Raw genomic sequence first — 25,375 nt, 5'->3', positions numbered from 1 at the left:
CCCAGTGCTGTGCTGCCAGGTCGCGGGGAGTGTGACATGACACCAGACGTCGAGACGGGCTCTCACTCGGAGCGGGGCCTGCCGCCGCCCAAGGAGCGCCGCCGGCTGCGCGAGTCGGGCGAACTGACGCACGAACAGGTCGCTTCGGAGCTGGGGGTCACCGCCGGCACGGTCCGCTCGTGGGAGACGGGCCGTACGGAACCGGGCGCGCGCACGCGCGAGGCGTACGCGGACCTCCTGGACCGCCTCGCGCGCGCGGGCGCGGGCCGGCCGGCGGCCGGCCCGAACACCCGCCCCAGACGCGCCGCGAAACGCGCCCCGAAGCCCCCTTCCACCCCGCCCCGCCACTCCCCCGCCCACCCGGAACGACCCGCCACCGCCCCGGCGGCGGCCGCCCCCCAGCCCCACCCCCCGGCGGACGCCCCGTCACCACCCGTCGGCACACCGGGCCCGGCCGCACCACGCCCCACCCCGGCGGGCGCGCCCACACCCGTACCGGCCTCCCCGGCCGCCCGCGCCACGGCGGATCCCCTCCCCCCGCCTCCCGCCCACACCCCGGCCTGGGCCCTGCCGGACGACCTCACCCGGCCCCCCGCCCCACCGCACCACGGCACGCCCGAGGGTGCGGTGGGCCCGGCCGTCACCTCACCGGCCGGCCCCCCGGCCGACGGCACGTCACCGGCCCACGCCCAGGCCCCCGCCGCCCCGGGCCGTCCCCCGGCGGACGCACCGCCGGCCACCGCCGCCCCGGGCCTCACCACGGCGGACACCCGACCCGCCGCAGGCGCGGACGGCCACGCCCCGGCGGATGCCCCCGCGCCCGGGCCGCAGGCCCCTGCCCCTGCCCCCGCGCCCGCACCCGCGTCCACGCCGCAGGACGGCGGCGAGCGGGCCGGCGCCCCCCGAGCGGCCCGGCGGCCGAGGCGGCCCGCCGAGGCGTTCGACGCGCTCTACGGCTACTCCGCTCCCGCACTGGTGCGCCAGGTCTACCTCCTGACGGGCCGTCGCGGCCTCGCGCAGGAGGCCGTGGAGACGGCGTTCCGTCAGGCCTGGGCGCAGTGGCCCGAGGTGGCCACCGACCCCGACCCCGTGGGCTGGGTGCGCGCGGCCGCGTACGAGTACGCGCTCTCCCCCTGGCGCCGGCTCCGCCGGGCCCACCGCACCCTCGGCCGCCCCGACAAGGCCCCCGCCGACCCCAACGACCGCATCCTGCTGGGCGCCCTGCTCGCCCTGCCGGCCGCGCACCGCCGGACCGTGCTGCTCTACGACGGCGTCGGCCTCGACCTGCCGGACACGGCCGCCGAGACCGAGGCCAGCACCCCCACCACCGGCAACCGGCTGCTCCACGCCCACGCCGACCTCGCCGCCCGGCTCCCCGGCCTGGCCGGCGTCCCCCCGGAGCAGCAGTCGGCCGTGCTGCGCGCGTGGCTCGGCGCGGTGCGGCCCGCCGTGCCGCTGGATCCGCCCCCGGCGGCCACCGTCCGCACGGTCAGCGAACTCCGCGCGCGCCGCTGGGCGCGGGCCGCGCTCGTCCTGACGGCGGTGATCGCCGTCGCGACCGGCTACACCACCGTCACCGCGCCCGACCACTACGAGGCGCCGGTCGCGCCGGGCGCCAGTGTTTCCGGGGTCCCGGCGCTGGCCGGCCCGCCGCGGCTGACCGAGACGAGCCGGGCCCTCCAGGACAAGCTCCGCGCCGACCCGGCCGCCGGCCCCCACCGGATCCACCCGTCGCTGGAGTGAACGGCCGGCGCGAAACGCGAAACGGGCGTGGCCCGCACCCCGGGGGGTGCGGGCCACGCCCGTGCAGCCGTAGCGCGGGGAGGACCTCAGCGCTTACTTGGCGCCTTCGAGGATCTCGCGCGCGAGCTTGGCCGTCTCGGTCGGCGTCTTGCCGACCTTGACGCCGGCGGCCTCAAGGGCCTCCTTCTTGGCCTGCGCGGTGCCGGAGGAGCCGGAGACGATGGCGCCGGCGTGGCCCATGGTCTTGCCCTCGGGGGCGGTGAAGCCCGCGACGTAGCCGACGACCGGCTTGGTGACGTTCTTCGCGATGAAGTCCGCCGCACGCTCCTCGGCGTCGCCGCCGATCTCGCCGATCATGACGATGAGCTCGGTCTCCGGGTCGGCCTCGAAGGCCTCCAGGGCGTCGATGTGCGTGGTGCCGATGACCGGGTCGCCACCGATGCCGACGGCGGAGGTGAAGCCGATGTCGCGCAGCTCGTACATCATCTGGTAGGTCAGCGTGCCGGACTTGGACACGAGGCCGATCTTGCCGGGCTTGGTGATGTCGCCCGGGATGATGCCGGCGTTGGACTGGCCGGGGGTGATCAGACCCGGGCAGTTCGGGCCGATGATGCGGGTCTTGTTGCCCTTGGCGGTCGCGTACGCCCAGAAGGCGGCGGAGTCGTGCACCGCGATGCCCTCGGTGATGACGACGGCCAGCGGGATCTCGGCGTCGATGGCCTCGACGACGGCGGCCTTGGCGAACGCCGGCGGGACGAAGAGGACGGAGACGTTGGCGCCCGTCTTCTCCATCGCCTCGGCGACGGAGCCGAAGACCGGGACCTCGGTGCCGTCGAAGTCGACGGTCGTGCCGGCCTTGCGCGGGTTCACGCCACCGACGATGTTGGTGCCGTCAGCCAGCATCAGCTTGGTGTGCTTCATGCCCGTGGCACCGGTCATGCCCTGGACGATGACCTTGCTGTCCTTGTTGAGGAAGATAGCCATGTGAGTCTGTGACCTCTGCCCTTACTTCGCAGCCGCGAGCTCGGCGGCCTTGTCGGCCGCGCCGTCCATGGTGTCCACGCGCTGCACCAGCGGGTGGTTGGCGTCCGAGAGGATCTTGCGACCCAGCTCGGCGTTGTTGCCGTCGAGGCGGACGACCAGCGGCTTGGTGACCGCCTCGCCCCGGTCCTCGAGCAGCTGCAGCGCCTGGACGATGCCGTTGGCGACCTCGTCACAGGCGGTGATGCCACCGAAGACGTTGACGAACACGGACTTGACGTCCGGGTCGCCGAGGATGATCTCCAGGCCGTTGGCCATGACGGCGGCGGAGGCGCCACCGCCGATGTCCAGGAAGTTGGCGGGCTTGACGCCACCGTGGTTCTCACCGGCGTAGGCGACGACGTCGAGGGTGCTCATGACGAGACCCGCGCCGTTGCCGATGATGCCGACCTCACCGTCGAGCTTGACGTAGTTGAGGCCCTTCTCCTTGGCGGCGGCCTCGAGCGGGTTCGCGGCCGCGTGGTCCACGAACTCCTCGTGACCCGGCTGGCGGAACTCGGCGTTCTCGTCCAGGGAGACCTTGCCGTCGAGGGCGATGACGTCGCCGGAGGCGACCTTCGCCAGCGGGTTGACCTCGACGAGGAGCGCGTCCTCGGCGATGAAGGTCTGCCACAGGGTCACGAGGACCTCGGCGACCTTCTCGGCGACCTCGGCCGGGAACTTCGCCAGGGCGACGATCTCGCGGGCCTTCTCGATCGTGACGCCCTCGTTGGCGTTGACCGGGACCTTCGCGAGCTTCTCCGGGGTCTCCTCGGCGACCTGCTCGATGTCCATGCCGCCCGCGACCGAGGCCATGGCCAGGAAGGTGCGGTTGGTGCGGTCGAGCAGGTACGAGACGTAGTACTCCTCGAGGATCTCGGGAGCCGTCTCGGCGATCATCACCTTGTGGACCGTGTGGCCCTTGATGTCCATGCCCAGGATGTCCGTCGCGCGGGCGACGGCCTCGTCCGGGGTGGCGGCGAGCTTGACGCCGCCGGCCTTGCCACGGCCGCCGACCTTCACCTGGGCCTTGACGACCGACTTGCCGCCCAGCTTCTCGGTGGCCTCGCGAGCCGCCTCAGGCGTGTCGATCACTTCACCGGCCAGCACCGGTACACCGTGCTTGGCGAAGAGGTCCCTCGCCTGGTACTCGAACAGGTCCACGCGCGTCCGTCCCTTGTCTTCAAAGATTCGCAGTGATTCGCGGTTTGTCTGCTATCTGCGTGGGCGTGCCGCGGAGGGCAACGTGACGGCGCTGTCACTGGGGAGGCGCACACGGTGACCGTGGACGCGGCATGTCCGTCTCGCAGGTTATCCCCGAGGGCCGTAGGACCCTAAATCACAGATCACACCTGAGCGGTGATACCTGTCACAGATCGCCTCACTGCGGAACTGCGTCTTCGTGCGATCCGCCGATTCCCGGCGGCCCCTCACGGGACCGGCAGCGGGCGCTTCTCCAGAGCGGCCGCCATCACCTCCGGGAACAGGTCGGGCGTGCAGGCGAAGGCCGGGGCGCCCAGCGCGGCGAGGGCCGCCGCGTGCTCGTGGTCGTAGGCGGGGGCGCCCTCGTCGGACAGCGCGAGCAGGGCCACGAACTCCACGCCCGCCGCCTTCATCGCGGCGACCCGCTTCAGCATCTCGTCGCGTATCCCGCCCTCGTAGAGATCACTGATCAGGACCACGACCGTGTCGGCAGGACGGGTGATCCTGGACTGGCAGTAGGCGAGGGCGCGGTTGATGTCGGTGCCGCCGCCGAGCTGGGTGCCGAAGAGGACGTCCACCGGGTCGTCGAGCCGGTCGGTGAGGTCGACCACCGCCGTGTCGAACACGACCAGGCGGGTGGCGATCGACCGCATCGACGCCAGGACCGCCCCGAAGACGGAGGCGTAGACGACGGAGGCCGCCATCGAGCCCGACTGGTCGATGCAGAGGACCACCTCCTTCTTCACCGCCTGGGAGGCGCGGCCGTATCCGACGAGCCGCTCGGGCACGACGGTGCGGTGCTCGGGGAGGTAGTTCCTGAGGTTCGCGCGGATCGTCCGGTCCCAGTCGATGTCCCGGTGGCGGGGGCGGCTGATCCGGGCCGACCGGTCGAGGGCGCCCGTGAGGGTGGCCCGGGTCCGGCTCGCGAGGCGCTCCTCCAGTCGGCCGACCACCGTGCGGACCACGGCCCGCGCCGTCTCCCTCGTGGTGTCGGGCATGGCCTTGTTCAGTGACAGCAGGGTCCCGACCAGGTGCACGTCCGGCTCGACGGCCTCCAGCATCTCCGGCTCCAGCAGCAGAGTGGACAGGCCGAGCCGCTCGATGGCGTCCCGCTGCATGACCTGGACCACGGGGGCGGGGAAGTACGTACGGATGTCCCCGAGCCAGCGCGCCACGCGCGGCGCGGACCCGCCGAGGCCCGCCGTCCGCTCGCCCGGGCCCTTGCCGTCCCCGCCTCCGTAGAGCGCCGCCAGCGCCCCGTCCATCGCGGCGTCGGCCCCGCCCAGGGCCCGGCCCGTCCCGTCGCCCTCTCCCCCGCCGAGCACCATCCGCCAGCGCCGCAGCCGCTCGCCTCCGGCGGTTTCCATGCCGCTCTCCGTCATCTGCCGATCCCCTTTGACTCGTTGCCCTCGGGAGGACGCCGCCCCCACCGTCCCCGCCCCGCCCCGCCCGGGCAGGGTCATGCCGCACCCAGGAGGAGGCGGACCACCTCCGTCACCGCGGCCGCGCGGGCCGGGTCCAGGTCCGGGGCGAAGCCCTCGGGCGCCGGGCCGGCGCCGGCCGGTGTCCGCCGGGTGCCCGGGCCGCGCCGGGCCAGCTCGCCCAGGGTCCGCCGCACCCCCGGCTCGTACGCCCCGAACGTCCGCCGCAGCAGCGGCAGTACGTCGACGAAGGCCCGCTCGGGGACCGCCACCAGCCAGGCGTCGATCAGGCCCAGCAGCCGCTCGTCGTGGACCAGCAGCGTCCCGCCGCCGGAGCCGCCGCCGGCGAACCCCTCGATCCAGCCCGCCGCGTCACCCGGCGGGACCGCCGGGGACAGGGCGAGCCCCATCAGGCGGGCCGTCTCCCCGGGCGGGAGCCGCCCGTCGTCCAGCAGCAGCCGTACCGCCCGGCCGCGTATGAGCCCGGGCACGGTGTCCCGCCCGGCCAGCTTCCGCAGGACGTCCGCCCAGCGCTCCCGCAGCCCCCCGCCCGCGTCGGCCAGCAGGGCGACCGCCCCGTGCACCCCGTCCAGATGGCTCCGCAGCTCCGCCGCCCCGTCGGCGTCCAGCCCGGCCGCGCAGGCCGGCGGCAGGGCCACGCAGATCCGCTCCGCCAGCCCGGCGGCGACCGTGCCGAGCGCCGCCGAGTCCGTACCCCGCACGTCCCCGTACCGCAGCGAACGGGCCAGCGCCGGCAGCGCCTTCGCCAGCCGCGCCACATCGGTGTCCAGCGCCGCCAGGTCGGCCAGCGCCCGCAGCACGGCGGGCAGGGCCTGCGACAGCCCGGCCAGCAGGCACCGCTCGGCCAGCGCCGTGACCTCCCCCAGCTCCCCGGCGCCCGCCGCCTCCGCCTCCGCCTTGGCCACCGCCGCCCCCGGCACGGTGGTGCCCCAGATCCCCGCCTCGGCGACCCGCACCGAAAGCTCCGGCTCCCAGCGCAGCCGCCAGGTCTCCCGGAAGGTGCCCGTCCCGCCCCGGGAGGCCGTGGGCACGCCCCAGTCGACCCCGAGCATCCGCAGCCGGTGCAGCAGCAGGGACTTGGCCGCGTCCGCCTCCTTGCGCAGGTCCAGCTCCAGCTCCCGCTCCCGGGCCTCCGCCTTCAGCCGCAGCGAGCGCTGCCGGCGGGTGAGGTCCCGCTGGAGCGGTACGGCGGGCGCCGCGTCCGGGACCTCGCCGAGCACGTCCCCGACGACGAGCCGGTCCTCGACCAGCGCGAGCGGTATGTCGGAGCCGTCGCACATCACGGCCCGCACCGCCTCCAGGGTCTCGGCGAGCCCGGGCACCGGCCGGCCCCGGACGGCCGCCAGGGTCTCGGCCAGCCGGACCGCCTCGATCACATGGGACGGGGAGACCTGCCGGTCCTCCTCCCGCAGCAGCCCGGCCACCTTGGTCAGCCACCGCTCGACCGGCCGGTCCCGGGCGGCGAACAGGTGCGCGTACCAGCCCGGCGAGGTGATGCCCGCGCCGTATCCGCCGGCCCGGGCGAGCCTGCGGTGGGTCCAGGGCACCCAGGTGGTCTCCACCCTGGTCCGGGGCAGCCCGGTGAGCAGCGCCCTGTCCGCGGCGACCGTCGCCCCGGCCCGCAGCGCCGGAACGTGCCAGGCGCCGCACACCACCGCGTAGTCGTCGCCGAACTCCCGGCGGGCGGCCCGCATCCGCTGCCGCATGTACGCCTCGCGGACCAGGTCACGGGGCCGGCCGCCGTCCCCGTAGGTCTCGCGCAGGGCCCCCATGGCCTCGGCGAGGGCATCGAAGGCGGCCAGCGGATCCCGCGCCGCCCCGCCGCCCCGGTGCTCGACCACGTCCTCCCACCAGTGCTCCGCGTCCTCGTATCCGGCGGCCTCCGCGAGCACCGCCAGCGGATCCACCGGCAGCCCACCGGCGCCGCCCGGCGCGGCGTCCTCTTCCGCCTCCGGCGCGGCGTCCTCTTCCGCCTCCGGCGCGGCCAGCGTGTGCGCGGCGGGGAGGTCGATGAAGCGCACCGGGACGTCCCGGGCCTGGGCCCAGCGGATGGCGACCCACTCCGGGGAGAAGCCGGCCAGCGGCCAGAACGCGGCCCGGGCCGGATCGTCCGCCGCGTGCGCGAGCAGCGCGACCGGCGGCCGCATCCCCGGATCGGCGGCCAGCTCCAGCAGGGCGTCCCCCTCGGGCGGCCCCTCGATCAGCACGGCCCGCGGCTGCGCCCGGTCCAGCGCGGCCCTCACCGCCCGCGCCGAGCCCGGCCCGTGGTGGCGGACCCCGAGGAGCAGCGGCCCCGCGCCCCGCGGGCTCATGCCGTCACCTCCCGGCAGGCGCGGTAGAAGTCCTTCCAGCCGTCGCGCTCGCGGACGACCGTCTCCAGGTACTCCTGCCAGACCACCCGGTCGGCGGCCGGGTCGCGGACCACGGCGCCGAGGATCCCGGCGGCCACGTCGGAGGGGCGCAGGACGCCGTCCCCGAAGTGCGCGGCGAGGGCGAGGCCGCCGGTGACCACGGAGATGGCCTCGGCGGTGGACAGCGTGCCGCTGGGCGACTTCACCTTGGTGCGGCCGTCCCCGGTGACCCCGTCGCGCAGCTCGCGGAAGACGGTGACGATCCGGCGGATCTCCTCCAGTCCCTCGGGCACGGCCGGCAGGTCCAGCGCGCGGCCCATCTGGTCGACGCGGCGGGCGACGATGTCCACCTCGGCGTCGGCGGTGGCGGGCAGCGGCAGGACGACGGTGTTGAAGCGCCTGCGCAGCGCGCTGGACAGTTCGTTGACCCCCCGGTCGCGGTCGTTGGCGGTGGCGATGAGGTTGAAGCCGCGCACGGCCTGCACCTCCTCGCCGAGCTCCGGTATCGGGAGGGTCTTCTCGGACAGGACGGTGATGAGGGTGTCCTGGACGTCGGCGGGGATGCGGGTGAGCTCCTCGACGCGGGCGGTCATGCCCTGGGCCATGGCCCGCATGACGGGGCTGGGCACGAGGGCCGCGCGGCTCGGGCCTTCGGCGAGGAGGCGGGCGTAGTTCCAGCCGTAGCGGATGGCCTCCTCGGGGGTGCCGGCCGTGCCCTGGACGAGCAGGGTGGAGTCCCCGCTGACGGCGGCGGCGAGGTGCTCGGAGACCCAGGTCTTGGCGGTGCCGGGGACGCCGAGCAGGAGGAGGGCGCGGTCGGTGGCGAGGGTGGTGACGGCGACCTCGACGATCCGGCGCGGGCCGACGTACTTGGGCGTGATGACGGTGCCGTCGGCGAGGGTGCCGCCCTGGAGGTAGGTGGCCACGGCCCAGGGGGAGAGTTTCCAGCGGGCCGGGCGGGGCCGGTCGTCGGCGGCTTCCAGGGCTTTCAGTTCGTGCGCGAAGGCGTCCTCGGCGTGCGGGCGCAGTGCCTCGGTTCCGGTGCCGTTCCCGTGCGTGCTCATGGTCCCCCTCCAGTGCTCGGCAGCCGCTCCCGACTGCTGCACCCACCGTGCACCATGCCACTGACAACACCCTTCGCTTGAGGCGTCGTTGCAGGTCAGAGCGATTGTCAGTGGGGGTCTCTACGGTGGTTCCCATGACTGAGCAGGGGGTCCGCTGGACGGCGGAACAGGTACTGGCTCTGGCTCCTGACGAAGCGTCGCGGAAGGCGGGGGGCAGGCTCGGCGGGGCGGGTCCGTGGTCGCAGACCGGAGGTTCCGCTTCCGGTTCGGTGTGGGGATTGTGCAAGGGCAGCGGCCGTACGCCGTACCGGACGGTCGTCGACCTGACGGGGCCCGCGTACAAGTGCTCGTGTCCCAGCAGGAAGTTCCCGTGCAAGCACGCGCTGGGGCTGCTGCTGCTCTGGTCGGCGCAGGGGCTGGGCGATCCGGCCGCGGCGCCGGACTGGGCGGCGGAGTGGCTGGCGGAGCGCGCGGTGAAGGCCGCGCGGCCGGCGTCCGCTCCGGTGGACGCCGAGGCGGCCCGCAAGCGCGCCGAGCGGCGCGCCGAGCGGGTCGGGGCGGGGGTCTCCGAGCTGGAGCGGCGGCTCGAAGACCTGCTGCGCGGCGGCATAGCCGGGCAGGGTCAGGCGGGGTACGCCCCGTGGGATGAGACAGCGGCCCGGATGGTCGACGCCCAGGCGCCCGGACTGGCCGCCCGGGTAAGGGAGTTGGGGACAATACCCGGTTGCGGCCCCGGCTGGCCCGCCCGGATGCTTGAGGAGTTCGCGCTGCTGCACCTGCTGGACCGGGCCTGGGCGGGGGTGTCCGGTCTGCCGGAGCCGCTGGCCGCGACCGTCCGGAACCGGGTGGGGCTGCCGTCCTCGGCGGAGGGGGAGACCGTCCGGGACCGCTGGCTCGTACTCGCCCAGTACGACTCGGTGTCCCCGGACGGCCGTCTCACCACCCGCCGGATATGGCTGCGCGGGCTGGAGAGCGGACGGCCGGCACTGGTGCTGGACTTCGGGCCGCCCGGGAGGGCGCCGGGGCTGGCGCTGCCCGTCGGACTGGTGCTGGAGGCGGAAGCCCGCTTCCGGCCCGGATCGGCGGGGCTCCGGGCGGACCTGGGGGACCGTACCGCGGCCGCGGCCGCGGACCTCGTCCGGGCTCCGGCCGGGGTGAGCACCGGCGAGGCCCTGGAGGCCTACGGGGGCGCGCTGCGGGAGGACCCGTGGCTGGACTCCTGGCCGGTGGTGCTGGGCCCGGTGATCCCGATACCGGGTGAGGCGGGTGACGGGCCCTGGCAGCTCGCGGACGCGGAGGGGGCGTCCGCACTGCCGGTGGCGTCCGGCGGGGGCCGTTCGCGGCCCGCGCTGTGGCAGCTGGCCGCCCTCTCGGGCGGCGGTCCGGTCACGGTGTTCGGCGAGTGCGGCCACCGCGGCTTCACTCCGCTGACCGCCTGGCAGCCCGGCTCCTCCGAGCCGGTGCCGCTGATCTGACGAAGGGCGCGACCAACCGACAACGCAGGGGGCCTGGGGGGATCCATGCCGTCTCGCAGACCGACATGGAGGACGCGGAGGCGCGGGGGCGCCGACGCGCTGACGAGAAGCCGGGGGGCTTTCATGAACGACAACCACGCCAGCTGAACGAGGTTCACGCGGCACGCCCGCGGCTCCGGTCCCGCGGAGGGGGCGGGACCGGAGCCCGCGCGGGCGCGAAGGACGCCCGAAGACCGACGACCGACGACCGATGGGTACTGACGAGGGAGGGGCCTGATGGGCCGGGCCGGCGAGGGATACGCGGACGCGGACTGGGAGGAGCTGGTCACCGCCGCGCTGCTGGGCACCGAGCGGCGGGGCGGCACACCGGAGGCACTGCTCGACGCCGCGGCCGTGCGGACGCTGTGCCGCCGCGCCGGGCTGCGGCCCGCGCCGGCGGCCCGGCGGCCGGACCCCGCGCCACGGGATCCGCGCCCGGCGCCGCCGGAGGCCGCCCGGCGGCGGCTCGCGCACCTGCTCGCGGACCGTACGAGCGGGGGCGGGACCGGGCGACGGGGGGCCGCCCCGGATCTGACGGAGCTGCTCCCGCAGTGGCTGGCCGCCGCCGGACGGCACGGCTACCGGGCACCGTCGGCCCTGGTCCCGGCGCTGCTGGACGCGGCCCGGGCCCGCACCGACCTGCGCCCGCAGGCACTGGCCCTGGCCGGGGCGCGGGGGCTGTGGCTGGCCCGGCTGAATCCGGAGTGGCGGTTCGCGCTGCGCGGGGCGGCGGGCGGCGCCGGCGAACTGCCCGACCCCGCCGACGGGGAGGGGGTGGCCCGGCTCTGGGAGGAGGGGCTCTTCGCGGAACGGGTCGCCCTGCTGGGCACCGTACGGGCCCACGACGGGGCGGCCGCGACCCGGCTGCTGGCCAGCACCTGGGCCACCGAGCGGGCCGAGGACCGGCTGATGTTCCTCGACTCGCTGCGGACCGGGCTGTCGATGGCGGACGAACCCTTCCTGGAGGCGGCGCTGGGCGACCGCAGCCGCAACGTCCGGGCGACGGCCGCCGAGCTGCTCTCGGCGCTGCCGGAGTCGGCGCTGGCGGGCCGGATGGCGGAGCGGGCGCTGGCCTGCGTGGGCCCGGAGGCCGTGGAGCCGCCGGCGGAGTGCGACGCGGGAATGCTGCGCGACGGGGTGGTCAAGCGGCCGCCCGCGGGGCGCGGCGAGCGGGCGTGGTGGCTCGGCCAGGTGGTGGAGGCGGCCCCGCTGTCCCGCTGGCGCGAGCGGTTCGGGGGGCTGGGCCCGGCGGAGATCGTGGCGCTGCCGGTGCCCGGGGGCTGGGCGGAGGAGATACACGCCGCCTGGTGCCGGGCGGCGGTGCGGCAGCGGGACGCGCGGTGGTCGAAGGCCCTGCTCGGCGCGGCGTCGGCGCCGCCGGCGGCGGGGCCGGGCACGGCGTCACTCGCGGAGCGGGCCAAACTGCTGGAGACCCTGCCGGAGGGGGAACGGGCCGAGTGGGTCGCGGAGTTCGTACGGGCGCACGGGCTGTCGGAGGCGTTCCAGCTGCTGGGGGTCTGCCGGGTGCCGTGGGCCGGGCCGCTGGGCCGGGCGGTGGTGGACGCGCTGGACGCCGCGCGGGTCGCGGGGGGCTACCCGTGGAGCTTCAGCGGGGTGATGGGGCTGGCGGAGCGCTGCCTCGATCCCGCCGAGGCGGAGCGGCTGGAAGGGCTCGTGGACGCCGTCGAGGTCGCGGACGAGGAAGGCGGGGCCGCCGCGTACTGGGCGGAGGCGTTCCAGCGGCTGGTGGCGACGCTGCGGATGCGGGCCGCGATGCTCGCGGAGCTGGCGCCGGAGGCCTGACGCCGCCGGCCGGGGGCTGCGCGGGGCCGTAACCCCGCCCCGCCCCTCACCGGTTCCTCCCCCGGCCGCCGCTGGGGGAGGAAGATCCGGAAGAGACGGGCTAGGCCTGGCGGACGTGGGTGTTGACCCAGTCGACGATCGCCGTCGTCGTCGCGCCCGGCGTGAAGATCTCGGCCACGCCCTTCTCCTTCAGGGGGGCGATGTCGTCCTCCGGGATGATCCCGCCGCCGAAGACCTTGATGTCCTCCGCGTCCCGCTCCTTCAGGAGCTCCAGCACCCGGACGAACAGGGTGTTGTGCGCGCCCGAGAGGATCGAGAGGCCGATGGCGTCGGCGTCCTCCTGGATCGCGGTGTCCACGATCTGCTCGGGGGTCTGGTGCAGGCCCGTGTAGATGACCTCCATGCCCGCGTCCCGCAGCGCCCGCGCGATCACCTTGGCCCCGCGGTCGTGGCCGTCAAGACCCGGCTTGGCCACCACCACACGGATCGGACCGGTCACACCCATCGCACTGCCTCCCGAGTGAACGAACGTTAAGTACAGCATTGCGCACCGCACCGTTTCACGGTCAAGCGGGAGGGGGAAATCACACGTGGGACGCCGTTGATTCACCTCGCCCAGTCGCCCCGCCACCGCGCCGACAGCCGCACGGCACGGTGGCGGGGCCACGTCGGCAGCCGGCACGGCCCCGTACCCAAGAGGTCCAGGGGAGGCCGTCGATGGGGCTGACGATCGCACCGCTGCCCGTCCCGCGCTCGGGGGCCGCCCTGCGGGCCGCGGTCCTGGAGGCGGTGGTGCTCGCCGGGCACATGCTCCTCTACCCGAGTGGAGTCCGGGAGGAGCGCAGGGCGGCGAGGACCTCCGGGACCGGGGGACAGATGCCGCCCGTGCTGCTGCTGCACGGGTTCACCGACAACCGGTCCGTGTTCGTGCTGCTGCGCCGCGCCCTCGGCGCAGGGGGCCGGCGGCGCGTGGAGACGTACAACTACTCCCCCTTCACCGTCGACCTGCGCGCCACCGCCCGCCATCTCGCCCGGCGCGTCGAGGAGCTGTGCGAGCGCAGCGGCCAGGAGCGGGTGGACCTCGTGGGGCACAGCCTGGGCGGTCTGGTCGGGCGGTACTACGTCCAGCGGCTCGGCGGTGACGCCCGCGTGCGGACGCTGGTCACCCTCGGCACCCCGCACGGCGGGACTCGGGTCGCCCCCTTCATGGACGCCCACCCCCTGGTCCGCCAGATGCGCCCCGACTCCCCGGTGATGGCCGAGCTGCGCGCGCCCGCGCCCGGCTGCCGGACCCGGTGCGTGGCCTTCTGGAGCGCGTACGACGCCCTGATGGCCCCCACCGGGACGGCCCGGATCGAGCACCCGGACCTGGACGCGGTGAACGTCGAGGTCACCGGGATCGGGCACCTCGCCCTGCCCGTGCACCCCGCCGTCATCACCGCCGTGCGCCGCGCCCTCGACGGCCCGGTGCGCGACGCCGGCGCCGGGGCCGAAGGAGGGGCGGGAGCTTCCACGGGGCCGGCGAGAAAACTCCCGTCCACCGGAACCGGAGGGGAGGGCATGGTCGTCTGAGCCCCCGGAGGTTTGTGAGACGGGGGGACGGATGGCCGGGGAGGGCGCTGCGGCGCGGCGCGGAGTGCTCGCGCCGGTGCTGGCGAACCTGGCCCTCGGCGTGCCCGCCGTCGTGCCGCTCCACCTGGGGTGGTGGGTCCTGACCGAGTACCTGCCCATGGACTGCCACAGCACGTCCGACCTCGCGAGACCGGACCTGGCCAACTGCGACTTCCACACCCTCGACCACTCCACGGCGGTGCTGTTCCTGCTGGTCGTGACGGGTGTGCTGCTGGTCGGCGCGGTGTTCGTCGTCGACGCCGTCCTGCCTGCGAAGGCGCGCCGAGGAGCCTGGCTGCGGTCGGCCGCGCTGGTGCCGGTGCCGTTCGCGCTGCTCCTCGCGTTCGCCTACAACACCGGATGATTCCCAGTCGAACGAATTTCGAACTCAAGGCCAAGGCTCGGTGTTTCGGCGACCGAAAGGCGGCCGAATGCCCGGTTCCCGCGAGGACGAAACCCGCCGAAGATTGTCGAGGCGAGTAACCGCCGGGTACAGTCACGCCACTGCTCTCCTCCGGTGAACCTCGAGTTCCCCGGCCACCCAGGCCCCCCACTGCCGAGGCGAAAGAGAAGTTGGTGAACGACCGCCCGACGTCGGGCCAGTACCCCGGAATGGGGCACGACGGCCTTTCCACCACCACTTTCGCTGGTGACCAGACCCAGGTTTCCTACGAAACGCAGGGCCAGGGCTATCAGTACGTCACGGACTACGCCTCCTCGGGCAGTTACGGGACCTACGACTCCTACGACTCCTACGGCGCGTACCCCTCGTCCGCCGACACCGGCGCCTACGACGCCACCGCCTGGACCTCGCAGCAGGCCTACCTCTCCAGCGTCCCGGCCCAGACCGTCCCCGAGGACACGACCGGCTCCTGGGACGCGAGCGCCTGGAACTCCGCGCACTCCGAAGGCGCCGGCCACGCTTCGGCCGGGTTCGGCTACGAGGCCGCGGGCTCCGAGCAGACCGGCCAGTGGGACTTCTCCGGCTACGGGCAGGGCCACGGCCAGGACACCGGCGCCTACGACGCCACCGCCTGGAACAGCGCCGACGGCACGGTGTTCACCGACACCACCTCCGCGGAGGCCACCGCCGACGCGTACGCCGACGACGAGACCTCCGTCTTCGAGCCCCTCGGCCACGGCCTCGCCGCCTCCGACGAGAGCGGGTACGAGTTCGGGTACGAGGACGAGGAGCCGCAGTTCACCGACGCCGCGCACGACCTGCCCACGCAGGCGACGCCCCTCACCTCCGCCGCCGCCGAGCCGCGCTCCGCGCGCCGGGCCGGCGGCCGGGGCGGGGCCAAGGGCGGCGGCAAGGACAAGGCGGGCAGCGCCCGGCGCCGTACGCCGGCCAAGCGGTCCGCCCTGCTGACCGTGGCGGTGCCCTCCGTCTGCGTGATGGGCGTCGCGGGAGTCGCGGCCGCCTCCGTCGGCGGTCTGACCGGCGGTGACAAGCCGTCCGAGGACACGACCACGATGGCCGCCCCCGACCCGGCGTCGGTGAAGCCGGTCGCGGCGAACAACAAGCTCGACACGCAGCTGGCCGCCCTCAGCGCCGACGCCGGCGACTTCGCCGACCGCGCGAGCCGCACCCAAGAGCGGATCGACCTCAAGCAGCGTCAGGAAGCGGACAAGAAGAAGCGGGCCGAGGAGGCGGCGGCCAAGGAGGCGGCCCGCCCGAAGTTCGCGATCCCCGTGACCCAGCACGGCCTGAGCGCCATGTTCGGGCAGGCCGGCGGCATGTGGATGTCCGTGCACACCGGCATCGACTTCCCCGTCTCCTACGGCACCCCGGTCATGGCCGCCACCGACGGCACCATGCGCACCCAGTGGAACAGCGCCTACGGGAACATGGCCATCCTGACCTCCCCCGACGGCACCGAGACCTGGTACTGCCACCTCAGCAGCACCAAGATCCGGTCCGGTCCGGTCAAGGCCGGCGACGTCATCGCGTACTCCGGCAACTCCGGCAACTCCACCGGACCGCACCTCCACTTCGAGGTCCGGCCCGGCGGCGGCTCCGCGGTGGACCCCCTGGCCTGGCTGCGCAACCACGGCCTGGACCCCACGTAGGAAGCCCGGGCCCCCAGGAAGCCCGGGCCCCCAGGAGGCGCCGCCCCCTGGGGCCCCTGGGGCCTACAGCTTCTGCACCGGCGCGTAGCGCAGGAGCAGCCGCTTCGGCTTGTCGTCCCCGAAGTCGATGGTGGCCTGCGCGTCCGCGCCGGCCCCCCGGACCTCCATGACGGTGCCCAGCCCGAACTGGTCGTGCGTCACGCGGTCCCCGACGGCCAGCGCGATGACCGGCTTGTCGGCGGCGCGGCGCGTCGCGAACCCGGACGGGCCCGAGGAGCGGGAGCGCGACGAGGACAGGAACGCCTCGGGCGAGGTCCCGAACGAGGCCTTGCCCGAACCGGAGGACGAGGACCCGTAGCCGGAGCCGCGCATCGGACCGGCCGGCTTCTGCGCGGCTCCCGTCCGCTTCCACTGGAGGTACTCGGCCGGGATCTCCTCCAGGAACCGCGAGGGCGGGTTGTACGAGGGGGTGCCCCAGGCGCTGCGCATGCTGGAGCGGGTCAGGTACAGCCGCTCGCGGGCGCGGGTGATGCCGACGTAGGCGAGGCGGCGCTCCTCCTCCAGCTCCTTGGTCTGGCCCAGCGCGCGCATGTGCGGGAAGACCCCGTCCTCCATGCCCGTCAGGAAGACCACCGGGAACTCCAGGCCCTTGGCGGTGTGCAGGGTCATCAGCGTGATGACGCCCGAGCCGTCCGGGTCCTCGTCCGGGATCTGGTCGGAGTCGGCGACGAGCGCGACCTGCTCCAGGAACTCGGCCAGGGTGCCCGGGCTCTCCTCGTCCCTCGCCTGCTCGAATTCGAGGGCGACCGCCGCGAGCTCCTGGAGGTTCTCGATCCGGGTCTCGTCCTGCGGGTCGGTGGAGGCCTGGAGCTCGGCGAGGTAGCCCGTGCGCTCCAGTACCGCCTCCAGCACCACGGCCGGGCCGGCGCCGGAGTCGACGATCGTGCGCAGCTCCTCCATCAGGGTGTTGAACCGCTTGACGGCGTTGGTGGAGCGGGCGGCCATGCCGAAGGCCTCGTCCACCCGGCGCAGGGCCTGCGGGAAGGTGATCTTCTCGCGGAGCGCGAGGGCGTCGATCATCGCCTCGGCGCGCTCGCCAATGCCGCGCTTGGGCACGTTGAGGATGCGGCGCAGCGGGACGTTGTCCTCGGGGTTGGCCAGGACGCGCAGGTAGGCCAGGACGTCCCGGACCTCCTTGCGCTCGTAGAAGCGGACGCCGCCGACGACCTTGTAGGGCAGTCCGACGCGGATGAAGATCTCCTCGAACACGCGGGACTGGGCGTTGGTCCGGTAGAAGATCGCGACGTCTCCGGCCTTGGCGTCGCCCGCGTCCGTCAGCCGGTCGATCTCGTCGGCGACGAACTGGGCCTCGTCGTGCTCGGTGTCGGCGACGTAGCCGGTGATGACGGCGCCGCTGCCGGCCTGGGTCCACAGGTTCTTGGCGCGGCGGTTCTCGTTGCGCTCGATGACGGCGTTGGCGGCGGACAGGATCGTCTGCGTGGAGCGGTAGTTCTGCTCCAGCAGGATCGTCGTCGCGTCCTTGTAGTCCTCCTCGAACTGGAGGATGTTGCGGATGGTCGCGCCGCGGAAGGCGTAGATCGACTGGTCGGCGTCGCCCACCACGCACAGTTCGGCGGGCGGCAGGTCCGGGTATCCGGGGCCGACCAGTTCGCGCACCAGCGTGTACTGGGCGTGGTTGGTGTCCTGGTACTCGTCGACCAGGACGTGGCGGAAGCGGCGCCGGTAGTGCTCGGCCACGTCCGGGAAGGCCTGGAGGAGGTGGACCGTGGTCATGATGATGTCGTCGAAGTCGAGGGCGTTGGCCTCGCGCAGCCGCCCCTGGTACATCGCGTAGGCCTGGGCGAGGGTCTTCTCGAAACCGTCGGCGGCCTGGGCGGCGAAGGCGTCCTCGTCGATGAGCTCGTTCTTGAGGTTCGAGATCTTGGCGTTGAAGGACTTGGGCGGGAACTTCTTCGGGTCCAGGTCGAGGTCGCGGCAGACCAGCGCCATGAGCCGCTTGGAGTCGGCGGCGTCGTAGATCGAGAACGAGGAGGTGAACCCGAGCCGCTTGGACTCGCGGCGCAGGATGCGTACGCACGCGCTGTGGAAGGTGGAGACCCACATGGCGTTGGCGCGCGGGCCGACGAGGTTCTCGACGCGCTCCTTCATCTCGGCCGCGGCCTTGTTGGTGAAGGTGATCGCCAGGATCTGGCCGGGGTGGACGTGCCGCGCGGACAGCAGGTGGCCGATGCGGTGGGTCAGCACGCGGGTCTTGCCGGAGCCGGCGCCGGCGACGATGAGCAGCGGGGAGCCCGCGTGCACCACGGCCGCGGCCTGCTGCTCGTTCAGCCCGTCCAGGAGGGTGGCGGGGTCGATGACGGGCCGGGGGGCACCGTCGCGGTAGTACGCGTCGGCGCTCGCGGGCAGGTCGAAGCGGCCGCCGAAGAGGTCGTCCGTGCCCTCCTCGGGGGCGTGGTGCTCCTCGGGCGGCGGCGGGACCTCGTCGGAGGGGGTGAGGTCGGCCAGGAAGCTGTCGTCAAAGAGGCTGCTCATCGCCATCCGAGTCTAGAGGCCGGGACCGACAGGCGGCCCCGCCCCGGGGAAATCCGCCGTCGGGAGCCGGAGGGGCACCCCGTAGGCTCGGCGCCATGACTGTCCTCACCAACGTCTTCGTCGGCCTGCACATCATCGGCATAGCCTCCCTCCTGGGCGGCTTCCTGACCCAGATGAAGGCGATGGGCGCCGGCACCGCGCGCTTCGTGCCCGCGATGCTGCACGGCGCGCTGACCATGCTCGTCACCGGCGTGCTGCTGGTCGGCTTCCACGAGATGGGCGACGGCGCCCCCCTCAACAACATCAAGATCGGCGTGAAGCTGGCGGTCCTCTTCGTGATCCTGGCGCTCGTCTACGTCAAGCGTGACGAGGAGCACGTCGAGAAGGGGCTCTTCGGCGCGGTCGGCGGGCTGACCGTGGCCAACATCTTCATCGCCCTGCTCTGGCACTGAGCGGACAGCCGCGGACAAGACGCGGCCAGTTCTGATCATCTCGCCCTTTCCCCGTGACCTCCAGGTTTAGCGTCCTCCCCCGAGACCTGCGGGACCGACGGAAGGACGTGAGGCCCCCGTGGCCAGTCATCGAAAGCCCAGGCAGCGCCCGTTCTCCGGCGGCACCGTCCGGACGGCCGCCACCCTCGCCCTCGCGGGCGCTGCCACCGCCACCGCCTTCGAAGGCACCTCGCACGCCGAGCCGCAGCAGACCCCCGCCCAGGTCAAGGCGGAGGTCGACCGGCTCTACGAGGAGGCCGAGGCGGCGACGGAGAGCTACAACGGGGCGAAGGTCCGGGCCGACGAGGCCGAGCGGGCGCTGACCGGGCTCCAGGAGGAGGCCGCGCGCAAGGCGGACCGGCTCGGCGCGGCCCGCAGCGCGCTCGCCTCGGTCGCCGCGGGCCAGTACCGCAGCGGCGGCCTGGGCCCCGCCGTCCAGCTGGCGCTCGCCTCCGACCCCCAGGACTACCTGGAGCGGGCCTCCCTCCTCACCCGGGCCGGCGACCGGACCGCGGCCGAGGTGGCCTCCGTACGGCGCGGGCTCGACGAGGTCGGCCGGCTGCGCGCGCAGGCCGACGGGCGCCTGACGGAGGTGCGTGCCCGGCGGGACGAGCTCGCCCGGCAGAAGTCCGTCATCGAGGACCGGCTGGCCACCGCCCAGCGGCTGCTGGCCCGGCTCAGCGCCGAGGAGCGGGCGGCGTACGAGGCGCGGCACGGCGGCGGGGCGGATCCGGCGGCCCGGCCCGCGGGCATGGCTCCGGCCGGGCAGGCGGGCGCCCCGGCACCGGCCCCCGCCGACGGTTCGCGCGCGGCCCACGCGGTGGCGTTCGCGTACGGGGCGATCGGCAAGCCGTACATCTGGGGGGCGACCGGCCCGGGCTCGTTCGACTGCTCGGGGCTGACCCAGGCGGCCTGGCGCGCGGCCGGGGTCTCCCTGCCCCGCACCACCTACACCCAGATCAACGCCGGCCGGCGGATCTCCCGCGACCAGCTGGCCCCCGGCGACCTGGTCTTCTACTACTCCGGCGTCACGCACGTGGGCCTGTACGTCGGCGGCGGCCAGATCATCCACGCCCCGCGCCCCGGCTCCACGGTCCGGCTGGCGCCGGTCGACTCGATGCCCTGGGCCGGAGCCTCCCGCCCGGCATAGACCCGGCATAGACCCGGTATAGAGCCGTGACGGGGGCTACGGCGCCTTGACGGTCTGGCTCAGCCAGCCGAAGGTCTGCGGCAGCTGCTTGGACCAGGACTCCAGGTTGTGGCCGCCGGTGACCTTCTCCGCGTGCACGGTGGTCGGGTTCTGGGCGAGCCCCTTGAGGTCCATACCGGACAGGTAGCCGTCCTGCTCGGCCCCCGACATCCACAGCGCGACGGCGGGCGGCGCGGGCTGGGTCTTGAGCAGTTCCTTCAGGTTGTGGGTCCGGCGCAGCTCCGGGTCCTTGGCGACCAGCGAGGTGGGCTCCTGGCCGGGGTCGTTGTAGCCGGACAGGGAGACGGCCGCGCCGTAGCGGTCGGGGTGCAGGATGGCCAGCTTGGCGGCGCAGTAGGCGCCCGCCGAGTAGCCGGCGACGCCCCAGGTGCGGGGCTCGTCCGAGACGCGGAAGTTGTCGGTGACCATCTTGCGGACGTCGACGCTGAACCAGCTGTCGGCGTTGACCTTGCCGGGGATGTTGGCGCAGCCGGTGTCGGCGTTGCCGAGCAGCATGGCGCGCGGGGAGACCAGGATGAAGGGCTGGACCTTGCCCTCCTTCATCAGCGGCTCCAGCACCTCGTGCGCCTTGAGCCCCTGGAACCAGGACTTGCCCGTGCCGGGTATGCCCGGGATCAGCTCGACGACGGGGAACTTCTTGTCCTTGTAGGCCGGCTCGTCGTACTGCGGCGGCAGCCACACCATGACGTCACCCTTGACCCCGGAGATCTTCCCGTCGAGCTCGGTCTTCCGCACGCGCCCGCCGAGGCCCTCGACGGGCTGGAAGTCCTGGCGGACCTTGGGCTCCTGCCTGACCTGCTCGGCCTTCTTGCCGCCCATGCCGTCGGGGCCGAGGTCGGGGGCGGCCTGGACGTAGCTGCCGGTGCCCATCAGGTCGCCCCAGGAGGCGTAGAAGTTCATGTCCCGGTTGACCGCGACGAACACCAGGGCGACGGCGGTGACCTGCGCGAAGACCACCATCAGCGCGCGGACGGCCACCCGTGCGGCGGCGGGGCCGCGCACCTTGCCCCACACGGTCAGCGGCAGGACGACGGCGATCAGCGCCAGGCCGATCACCGTCGCGAAGAGAGGGGTCCCCGTCAGGCTCATCACGCCACCCAAGAGGCCGCCGCGACGCCGTCCGGTTGCCCTCCCGCACTGCGTCGTGGATCACACCCCGGGGCCGGGCCCCGGGGTGTCACTCCCGGTTCACCCGCAGGTCAGACCAGGCGCCGGGCGGTGGCCCAGCGGGTCAGCTCGTGCCGGTTGGAGAGCTGGAGCTTGCGCAGTACGGCCGAGACGTGCGACTCGACCGTCTTCACCGAGATGAACAGCTGCTTGGCGATCTCCTTGTACGCGTACCCGCGCGCGATCAGCCGCAGCACCTCCCGCTCGCGCTGGGTGAGCCGGTCCAGGTCCTCGTCGACCGGCGGGGCGTCCGTGGAGGCGAAGGCGTCGAGCACGAAGCCGGCCAGCCGCGGCGAGAACACCGCGTCCCCGTCCTGGACCCGGAAGACGGAGTCCACCAGGTCGGTGCCGGTGATGGTCTTGGTGACGTAGCCGCGGGCACCGCCCCGGATCACCCCGATGACGTCCTCGGCGGCGTCCGACACCGACAGCGCCAGGAACCGTACGGGGTTCTCGGCGGCCGCCATCAGCGGGGCGCAGCGCCGCAGCACCTCGACCCCGCCGCCGCCGGGCAGGTGGACGTCGAGGAGGACCACCTCGGGCCGGGTGGCGGTGATGACGGTGACGGCCTGGTCCACGTCGGCGGCCTCCCCGACGACCTCGACGCCGGTGCGGGCCGTCTCCCCGATCTCCGCCTGCACGCCCGTGCGGAACATGCGGTGGTCGTCGACGAGCACCACCCGGACCCTCCTGGCCCCGTCGTTCACAGCGCTGCCCCCGGTCGTACCCGTCGTGCCCGTCATGCCGCGTTCGCCACCCTCTCCATCTCCAGTTCCACTTCCGTGCCGCCGTCGGGCGCGGAGCGCAGCCGGGCGGTCCCGCCGTTGCGCTGCATCCGGCCGATGATCGATTCTCGTACGCCCATGCGGTCGCCCGGTACCGCGTCGATGTCGAAGCCCGGCCCCCGGTCGCGGACGGACACGAACACGGTGCGCCCCTCGACCTCCGCGTACACCTGGACGGGGCCGCCCTCGCCACCGTACTTGGCGGCGTTGACCATCGCCTCGCGCGCGGCCTGCATCTGCGCGCCCAGCTTCTCGTCCAGCGGGCAGTCGCCGACGACGACCACCTCGATCGGGACGCCGTGGTGGTCCTCGACCTCGGCGGCGGCCTTCTTGACGGCCTCGGCGAGGGTGGCCGGCTCCTCGGCCTCGTCCTTGCCGGTGCCCTCGGGCTTGTACAGCCAGTTGCGCAGCTCCCGCTCCTGGGCGCGGGCGAGGCGGCGGACCTCGCCGACGTCCTCGGCGTTGCGCTGGATCAGGGTGAGGGTGTGCAGCACGGAGTCGTGGACGTGGGCGGCGACCTCGGCGCGCTCCTGGGCGCGGATGCGCATCAGCCGCTCCTCGGAGAGGTCCTGGGTCATCCGGATCAGCCAGGGCCCGGCGAGCAGGGCGATGCCGACGAGGACGGCGAGGACGGCGGTGAGGAGGTTGCCGAGCTGGGCGGCCGAGCCCCGTACGACGATGAAGACGGTCAGGCCGACGCCGACGAGCACCACTCCGGCGAGCGCCCGGGCCAGCTGGAGCAGCCGCTTGCGCTTGTCCCCGGCGGGGCCCCAGTTGGCGCGGCGGGCGTTGTCGGCCTGCCGCCAGACGAGGACGACGCCGGCCCCGACGAGCAGGGTGGGCCAGATGTAGCGGCCGTTAGCCCCGCCGACGCGCAGCTGCGAGAAGAAGATGCCGGCGCCGACGGCCAGGGCGATCAGGCCGGAGACCGCGCCCTTGTCGGGCTTGCGCAGGCGCCGGGTGCCGTCGGTGAGGGTCTCGAAGAAGGAGTGGTGGCCGCTGCTGCCGCCGACGCCGAGCGGGACGAACACCCAGAACGCGGCGTAGAGCAGCACGCCCAGCCCGTCGCCCCACATGAACATGGCGAGGAAGGCCAGCCGGATCCACAGGACGGGCAGCCCGAGGTGCCCGGCGAGACCGCGCGCGACTCCGCCGAGCATCCGTCCGTCGGCGCTGCGGTAGAGCTTGCGCTGCGGGGTCTCGTCGGGGTCGGCTGCGTGCGGGGTACGGGCGGCGGCTGCTGCGGGCATGTCACCAAGGGTCACACGCCCGGACGCACGGGGGCATCAGGGCATCCCCCCACTTCCGTCGGGGGGATATCAGGGTTGCGCCAGGGTCGGGCCCGGTGCCGGGCGGCCGGACGGGCGGTCACCATGGATCCATGACCGACGTACACGACGCCCCGCCCGCTGATCCGGGGGCACCGGCACCCGCCGAACGGCCGACCCTGCGCCGCAGCAAGCGCGACAAGGTCCTCGCGGGCGTCTGTGGCGGCCTGGGCCGGTATTTCGACCTGGACCCGGTGGTCTTCCGGATCGTGCTCGGGGTGCTCGCCGTCACCGGCGGCGTCGGCCTGGTCTTCTACGGCTTCGCCTGGCTGCTGCTGCCCCTGGAGGGCGAGGAGGAGGCCGAGGGCCGCAAGCTGCTGACCGGCCGGATCGAGGGGACCACCCTGGCCGCCGTGTTCAGCGCCCTGGTGGGCTGCGCGCTGTTCCTGTCGATGCTCGACAACGGGGTGATGGGCGGGTTCTCCGTCCTGGTCATCCTGGCCCTCGGCGGGGCCGCGTACTGGTCGCGCCGCCACCGGCACGCCCCCGCCCCCGAGGCGGAGGCCCCGGGCTCGCACCGTCCGGCGCCGCCGGAGACGCAGGCGCCGCCCGTGCCGAGCAGCCCGTCGTGGTGGCGCGATCCGCTGGTGAAGGACGGCACCACCGGCCCCGTCGGCTCCACCGGCTACCTGTGGGGCCCGGACGACGCCGCCGGGGGCCGCGCGGACGAGGCGCCCGCCGGATCGCCGGCGAAGCCGCAGGCCGCGCCCGCCCGCGGGCAGGGACGCGGCGGGATCGGCGGCCGGGTGTTCGTCCTGGCCCTGCTCGCCGGCGGCGCCGGCACCGCTTCCGTATGGCACGGCAGCCCGCTGGGGCACGCCCTCCAGGTCGGCCTGGCCTGCGCGCTGGCCGTCTTCGGGCTGGGCCTGGCCGTCAGCTCCCTCAAGGGCCGCACCGGCTTCGGCACGATCCTGCTGGGCCTGGTCACCGCCGGGCTGCTCGCGGCGGCGACCGCCCTGCCGCGCGAGGTGAGCACGGAGTGGCACGACGTCGACTGGCGGCCGGCCGCCGTGGCCGACGTCCGGCCCGCCTACTCGTCCGGCACCGGCCTGGCCACGCTGGACCTGAGCCGGCTGGACGTCCCGAAGGGCACCACCGTCTCCGTCCGCGCCTCCATCGAGGCGGGCCGGCTGAAGGTGGTCGTCCCCCGGGAGGTCACCGCGAAGGCCGACGTCACGATCCGGCTCGGCGACATCCAGCTCCCCGGCGACCGCTCCGTACGGATCAAGAGCGGCGGGGAGAACCGGCAGGCGACCCTGCCCCCCACCGCCGGCACCGAGGCCGGCGGGACGATCGAGCTGCACCTGGACGCGGGTGTGGGACAGGTGGAGGTGGCCCGTGCGGCGTCATGAGTTCCAGCCGGGAAGGCTGCTGGCCGGCCTGGTCCTGACCGCGGCGGGCGTGCTGTACCTGCTCGACGCGGCCGGGAAGACCGACCTGCCGTGGTTCCTGGTGGTCCCGATGGCCTTCGGCGGACTGGTCCTGGCCGCCCTGGTCGGTCTGGTGACCTACGCGGTACGGCGGGACCGGCGCGACCGGATCAGCGAGTCGAGGGACCAGTAGGGCGCCCCGGCCAGGACCAGCGGGAGCCAGGCCATCAGGTAGACCAGGTCGTTGCCGTAGTAGTACGGGGTCACGGCCCAGGACACCGTCAGCCACAGGCTCAGCGAGATCAGCGCGCCGCCGGCGGCCGCGAGCCGGGTCAGCAGCCCGGCCAGGACGCCGAGGCCGACGAGGAGCTCTCCGAGGGCGATGGCCAGGCCGAACCCGGCGGGTGCCGTCAGGGCGAGGTCCACCAGGGCCGGGATCGCGGCGGTGTCGCGCACGCCGCGCATCTGCTCGCCGATCGAGCCGGAGCCGGAGGCGGCGAGGAAACCCGAGGTGGTCAGTTTGTCGAGGCCCGCGTAGACGAAGGTCACGCCGAGGAAGATCCGCAGCGGGAGGAGGGCATGGCGGGAGGCGAGTTCTCTCCACGGTGTGGACCGCACACCGGAGGGGACGTCAGTTCGGTTCACGC

General features: G+C 74.2%; 21 protein-coding genes. 10 read left to right on the top strand and 11 right to left on the bottom strand.

Annotated features, from left to right (window positions below):
• Window positions 1-36: 36 nt before the first annotated feature.
• Window positions 37-1,743 (top strand): helix-turn-helix domain-containing protein, encoded by a 1,707-nt coding sequence (locus tag ABT403_RS07635; protein ID WP_344163728.1) that lies wholly within the window; start codon window positions 37-39, stop codon window positions 1,741-1,743.
• Window positions 1,744-1,836: 93 nt separating this feature from the next.
• On the opposite strand, the gene sucD is transcribed toward ABT403_RS07635, so the two are convergent.
• From sucD to ABT403_RS07610, 5 genes are all read right to left on the bottom strand, one after another.
• On the bottom strand, window positions 1,837-2,727 hold the full coding sequence (gene sucD, locus ABT403_RS07630; RefSeq protein ID WP_045952187.1) for a succinate--CoA ligase subunit alpha: 891 nt from the start codon (window positions 2,725-2,727) through the stop codon (window positions 1,837-1,839).
• Between the two features lie 21 nt (window positions 2,728-2,748).
• The gene (gene sucC / locus ABT403_RS07625) at window positions 2,749-3,927 is read right to left on the bottom strand and encodes an ADP-forming succinate--CoA ligase subunit beta (protein WP_344163709.1); all 1,179 of its coding nucleotides are present in this window, start codon (window positions 3,925-3,927) and stop codon (window positions 2,749-2,751) included.
• A 266-nt stretch (window positions 3,928-4,193) separates the two neighbouring features.
• The gene (locus ABT403_RS07620) at window positions 4,194-5,333 is read right to left on the bottom strand and encodes a VWA domain-containing protein (protein WP_344163706.1); all 1,140 of its coding nucleotides are present in this window, start codon (window positions 5,331-5,333) and stop codon (window positions 4,194-4,196) included.
• 92 nt (window positions 5,334-5,425) lie between these two features.
• On the bottom strand, window positions 5,426-7,720 hold the full coding sequence (locus ABT403_RS07615) for a DUF5682 family protein (RefSeq protein WP_344163703.1): 2,295 nt from the start codon (window positions 7,718-7,720) through the stop codon (window positions 5,426-5,428).
• Window positions 7,717-8,823, bottom strand: a complete 1,107-nt coding sequence (locus tag ABT403_RS07610) for an ATP-binding protein (protein WP_344163700.1) — start codon at window positions 8,821-8,823, stop codon at window positions 7,717-7,719. Before ABT403_RS07610 ends, ABT403_RS07615 begins: the two co-directional genes overlap by 4 nt.
• Before the next feature lie 134 nt (window positions 8,824-8,957).
• Between ABT403_RS07610 and ABT403_RS07605 the strand changes: the two genes are divergently transcribed.
• Window positions 8,958-10,298 (top strand): SWIM zinc finger family protein, encoded by a 1,341-nt coding sequence (locus tag ABT403_RS07605; RefSeq protein WP_344163697.1) that lies wholly within the window; start codon window positions 8,958-8,960, stop codon window positions 10,296-10,298.
• Window positions 10,299-10,574: 276 nt separating this feature from the next.
• The gene (locus ABT403_RS07600) at window positions 10,575-12,140 is read left to right on the top strand and encodes a DUF5691 domain-containing protein (RefSeq protein WP_344163694.1); all 1,566 of its coding nucleotides are present in this window, start codon (window positions 10,575-10,577) and stop codon (window positions 12,138-12,140) included.
• Window positions 12,141-12,240: 100 nt separating this feature from the next.
• On the opposite strand, the gene icmB is transcribed toward ABT403_RS07600, so the two are convergent.
• A complete protein-coding gene (gene icmB, locus ABT403_RS07595; protein ID WP_344163691.1) occupies window positions 12,241-12,645 on the bottom strand; it encodes a coenzyme B12-dependent isobutyryl CoA mutase small subunit in 405 nt (134 codons plus the stop codon).
• Window positions 12,646-12,857: 212 nt separating this feature from the next.
• Here icmB and ABT403_RS07590 point away from each other — a divergent pair, with 212 nt between their 5' ends.
• The 3 genes from ABT403_RS07590 to ABT403_RS07580 all read left to right on the top strand — a co-directional run bounded on the left by ABT403_RS07590 (window position 12,858) and on the right by ABT403_RS07580 (window position 15,824).
• On the top strand, window positions 12,858-13,712 hold the full coding sequence (locus ABT403_RS07590; protein ID WP_344163688.1) for an alpha/beta fold hydrolase: 855 nt from the start codon (window positions 12,858-12,860) through the stop codon (window positions 13,710-13,712).
• Window positions 13,713-13,743: 31 nt separating this feature from the next.
• On the top strand, window positions 13,744-14,115 hold the full coding sequence (locus ABT403_RS07585; RefSeq protein WP_344163685.1) for a hypothetical protein: 372 nt from the start codon (window positions 13,744-13,746) through the stop codon (window positions 14,113-14,115).
• Between the two features lie 212 nt (window positions 14,116-14,327).
• The gene (locus ABT403_RS07580) at window positions 14,328-15,824 is read left to right on the top strand and encodes a M23 family metallopeptidase (RefSeq protein WP_425580243.1); all 1,497 of its coding nucleotides are present in this window, start codon (window positions 14,328-14,330) and stop codon (window positions 15,822-15,824) included.
• Between the two features lie 63 nt (window positions 15,825-15,887).
• Here ABT403_RS07580 and pcrA read toward each other — a convergent pair whose 3' ends face one another.
• Entirely contained in the window at window positions 15,888-18,377 is a 2,490-nt protein-coding gene (gene pcrA, locus ABT403_RS07575; protein ID WP_344163682.1) for a DNA helicase PcrA, read from the bottom strand.
• 95 nt (window positions 18,378-18,472) lie between these two features.
• On the opposite strand from pcrA, the gene ABT403_RS07570 reads away from it, so the two are divergent.
• Both ABT403_RS07570 and ABT403_RS07565 read left to right on the top strand, forming a co-directional pair.
• The gene (locus ABT403_RS07570; RefSeq protein WP_344163679.1) at window positions 18,473-18,829 is read left to right on the top strand and encodes a hypothetical protein; all 357 of its coding nucleotides are present in this window, start codon (window positions 18,473-18,475) and stop codon (window positions 18,827-18,829) included.
• A gap of 118 nt (window positions 18,830-18,947) precedes the next feature.
• Window positions 18,948-20,018 (top strand): C40 family peptidase, encoded by a 1,071-nt coding sequence (locus ABT403_RS07565; RefSeq protein ID WP_344163676.1) that lies wholly within the window; start codon window positions 18,948-18,950, stop codon window positions 20,016-20,018.
• 36 nt (window positions 20,019-20,054) lie between these two features.
• Here ABT403_RS07565 and ABT403_RS07560 read toward each other — a convergent pair whose 3' ends face one another.
• The 3 genes from ABT403_RS07560 to ABT403_RS07550 form a co-directional block, all read right to left on the bottom strand.
• The gene (locus ABT403_RS07560; protein WP_344163673.1) at window positions 20,055-21,167 is read right to left on the bottom strand and encodes an alpha/beta hydrolase; all 1,113 of its coding nucleotides are present in this window, start codon (window positions 21,165-21,167) and stop codon (window positions 20,055-20,057) included.
• A gap of 110 nt (window positions 21,168-21,277) precedes the next feature.
• Complete coding sequence (locus tag ABT403_RS07555) at window positions 21,278-21,988, bottom strand: LuxR C-terminal-related transcriptional regulator (RefSeq protein WP_344163670.1); 711 nt, start codon at window positions 21,986-21,988, stop codon at window positions 21,278-21,280.
• A complete protein-coding gene (locus ABT403_RS07550) occupies window positions 21,985-23,280 on the bottom strand; it encodes a PspC domain-containing protein (protein WP_344163667.1) in 1,296 nt (431 codons plus the stop codon). Before ABT403_RS07550 ends, ABT403_RS07555 begins: the two co-directional genes overlap by 4 nt.
• Before the next feature lie 131 nt (window positions 23,281-23,411).
• Here ABT403_RS07550 and ABT403_RS07545 point away from each other — a divergent pair, with 131 nt between their 5' ends.
• Window positions 23,412-24,710, top strand: coding sequence for a PspC domain-containing protein (locus tag ABT403_RS07545; RefSeq protein ID WP_344163664.1), 1,299 nt, complete (start codon window positions 23,412-23,414; stop codon window positions 24,708-24,710).
• A complete protein-coding gene (locus ABT403_RS07540; protein ID WP_344163661.1) occupies window positions 24,697-24,921 on the top strand; it encodes a hypothetical protein in 225 nt (74 codons plus the stop codon). Before ABT403_RS07545 ends, ABT403_RS07540 begins: the two co-directional genes overlap by 14 nt.
• Here ABT403_RS07540 and ABT403_RS07535 read toward each other — a convergent pair.
• Entirely contained in the window at window positions 24,867-25,373 is a 507-nt protein-coding gene (locus ABT403_RS07535; protein ID WP_344163658.1) for a DoxX family protein, read from the bottom strand. The two genes, ABT403_RS07540 and ABT403_RS07535, sit on opposite strands and share 55 nt — an antisense overlap.
• Between the last annotated feature and the right edge of the window lie 2 nt (window positions 25,374-25,375).

This window comes from Streptomyces sp. NPDC000075 (genome assembly GCF_040301925.1).
Lineage (GTDB): Bacteria > Actinomycetota > Actinomycetes > Streptomycetales > Streptomycetaceae > Streptomyces > Streptomyces polychromogenes.
This window is presented reverse-complemented; position numbering and strand designations above follow the sequence as displayed.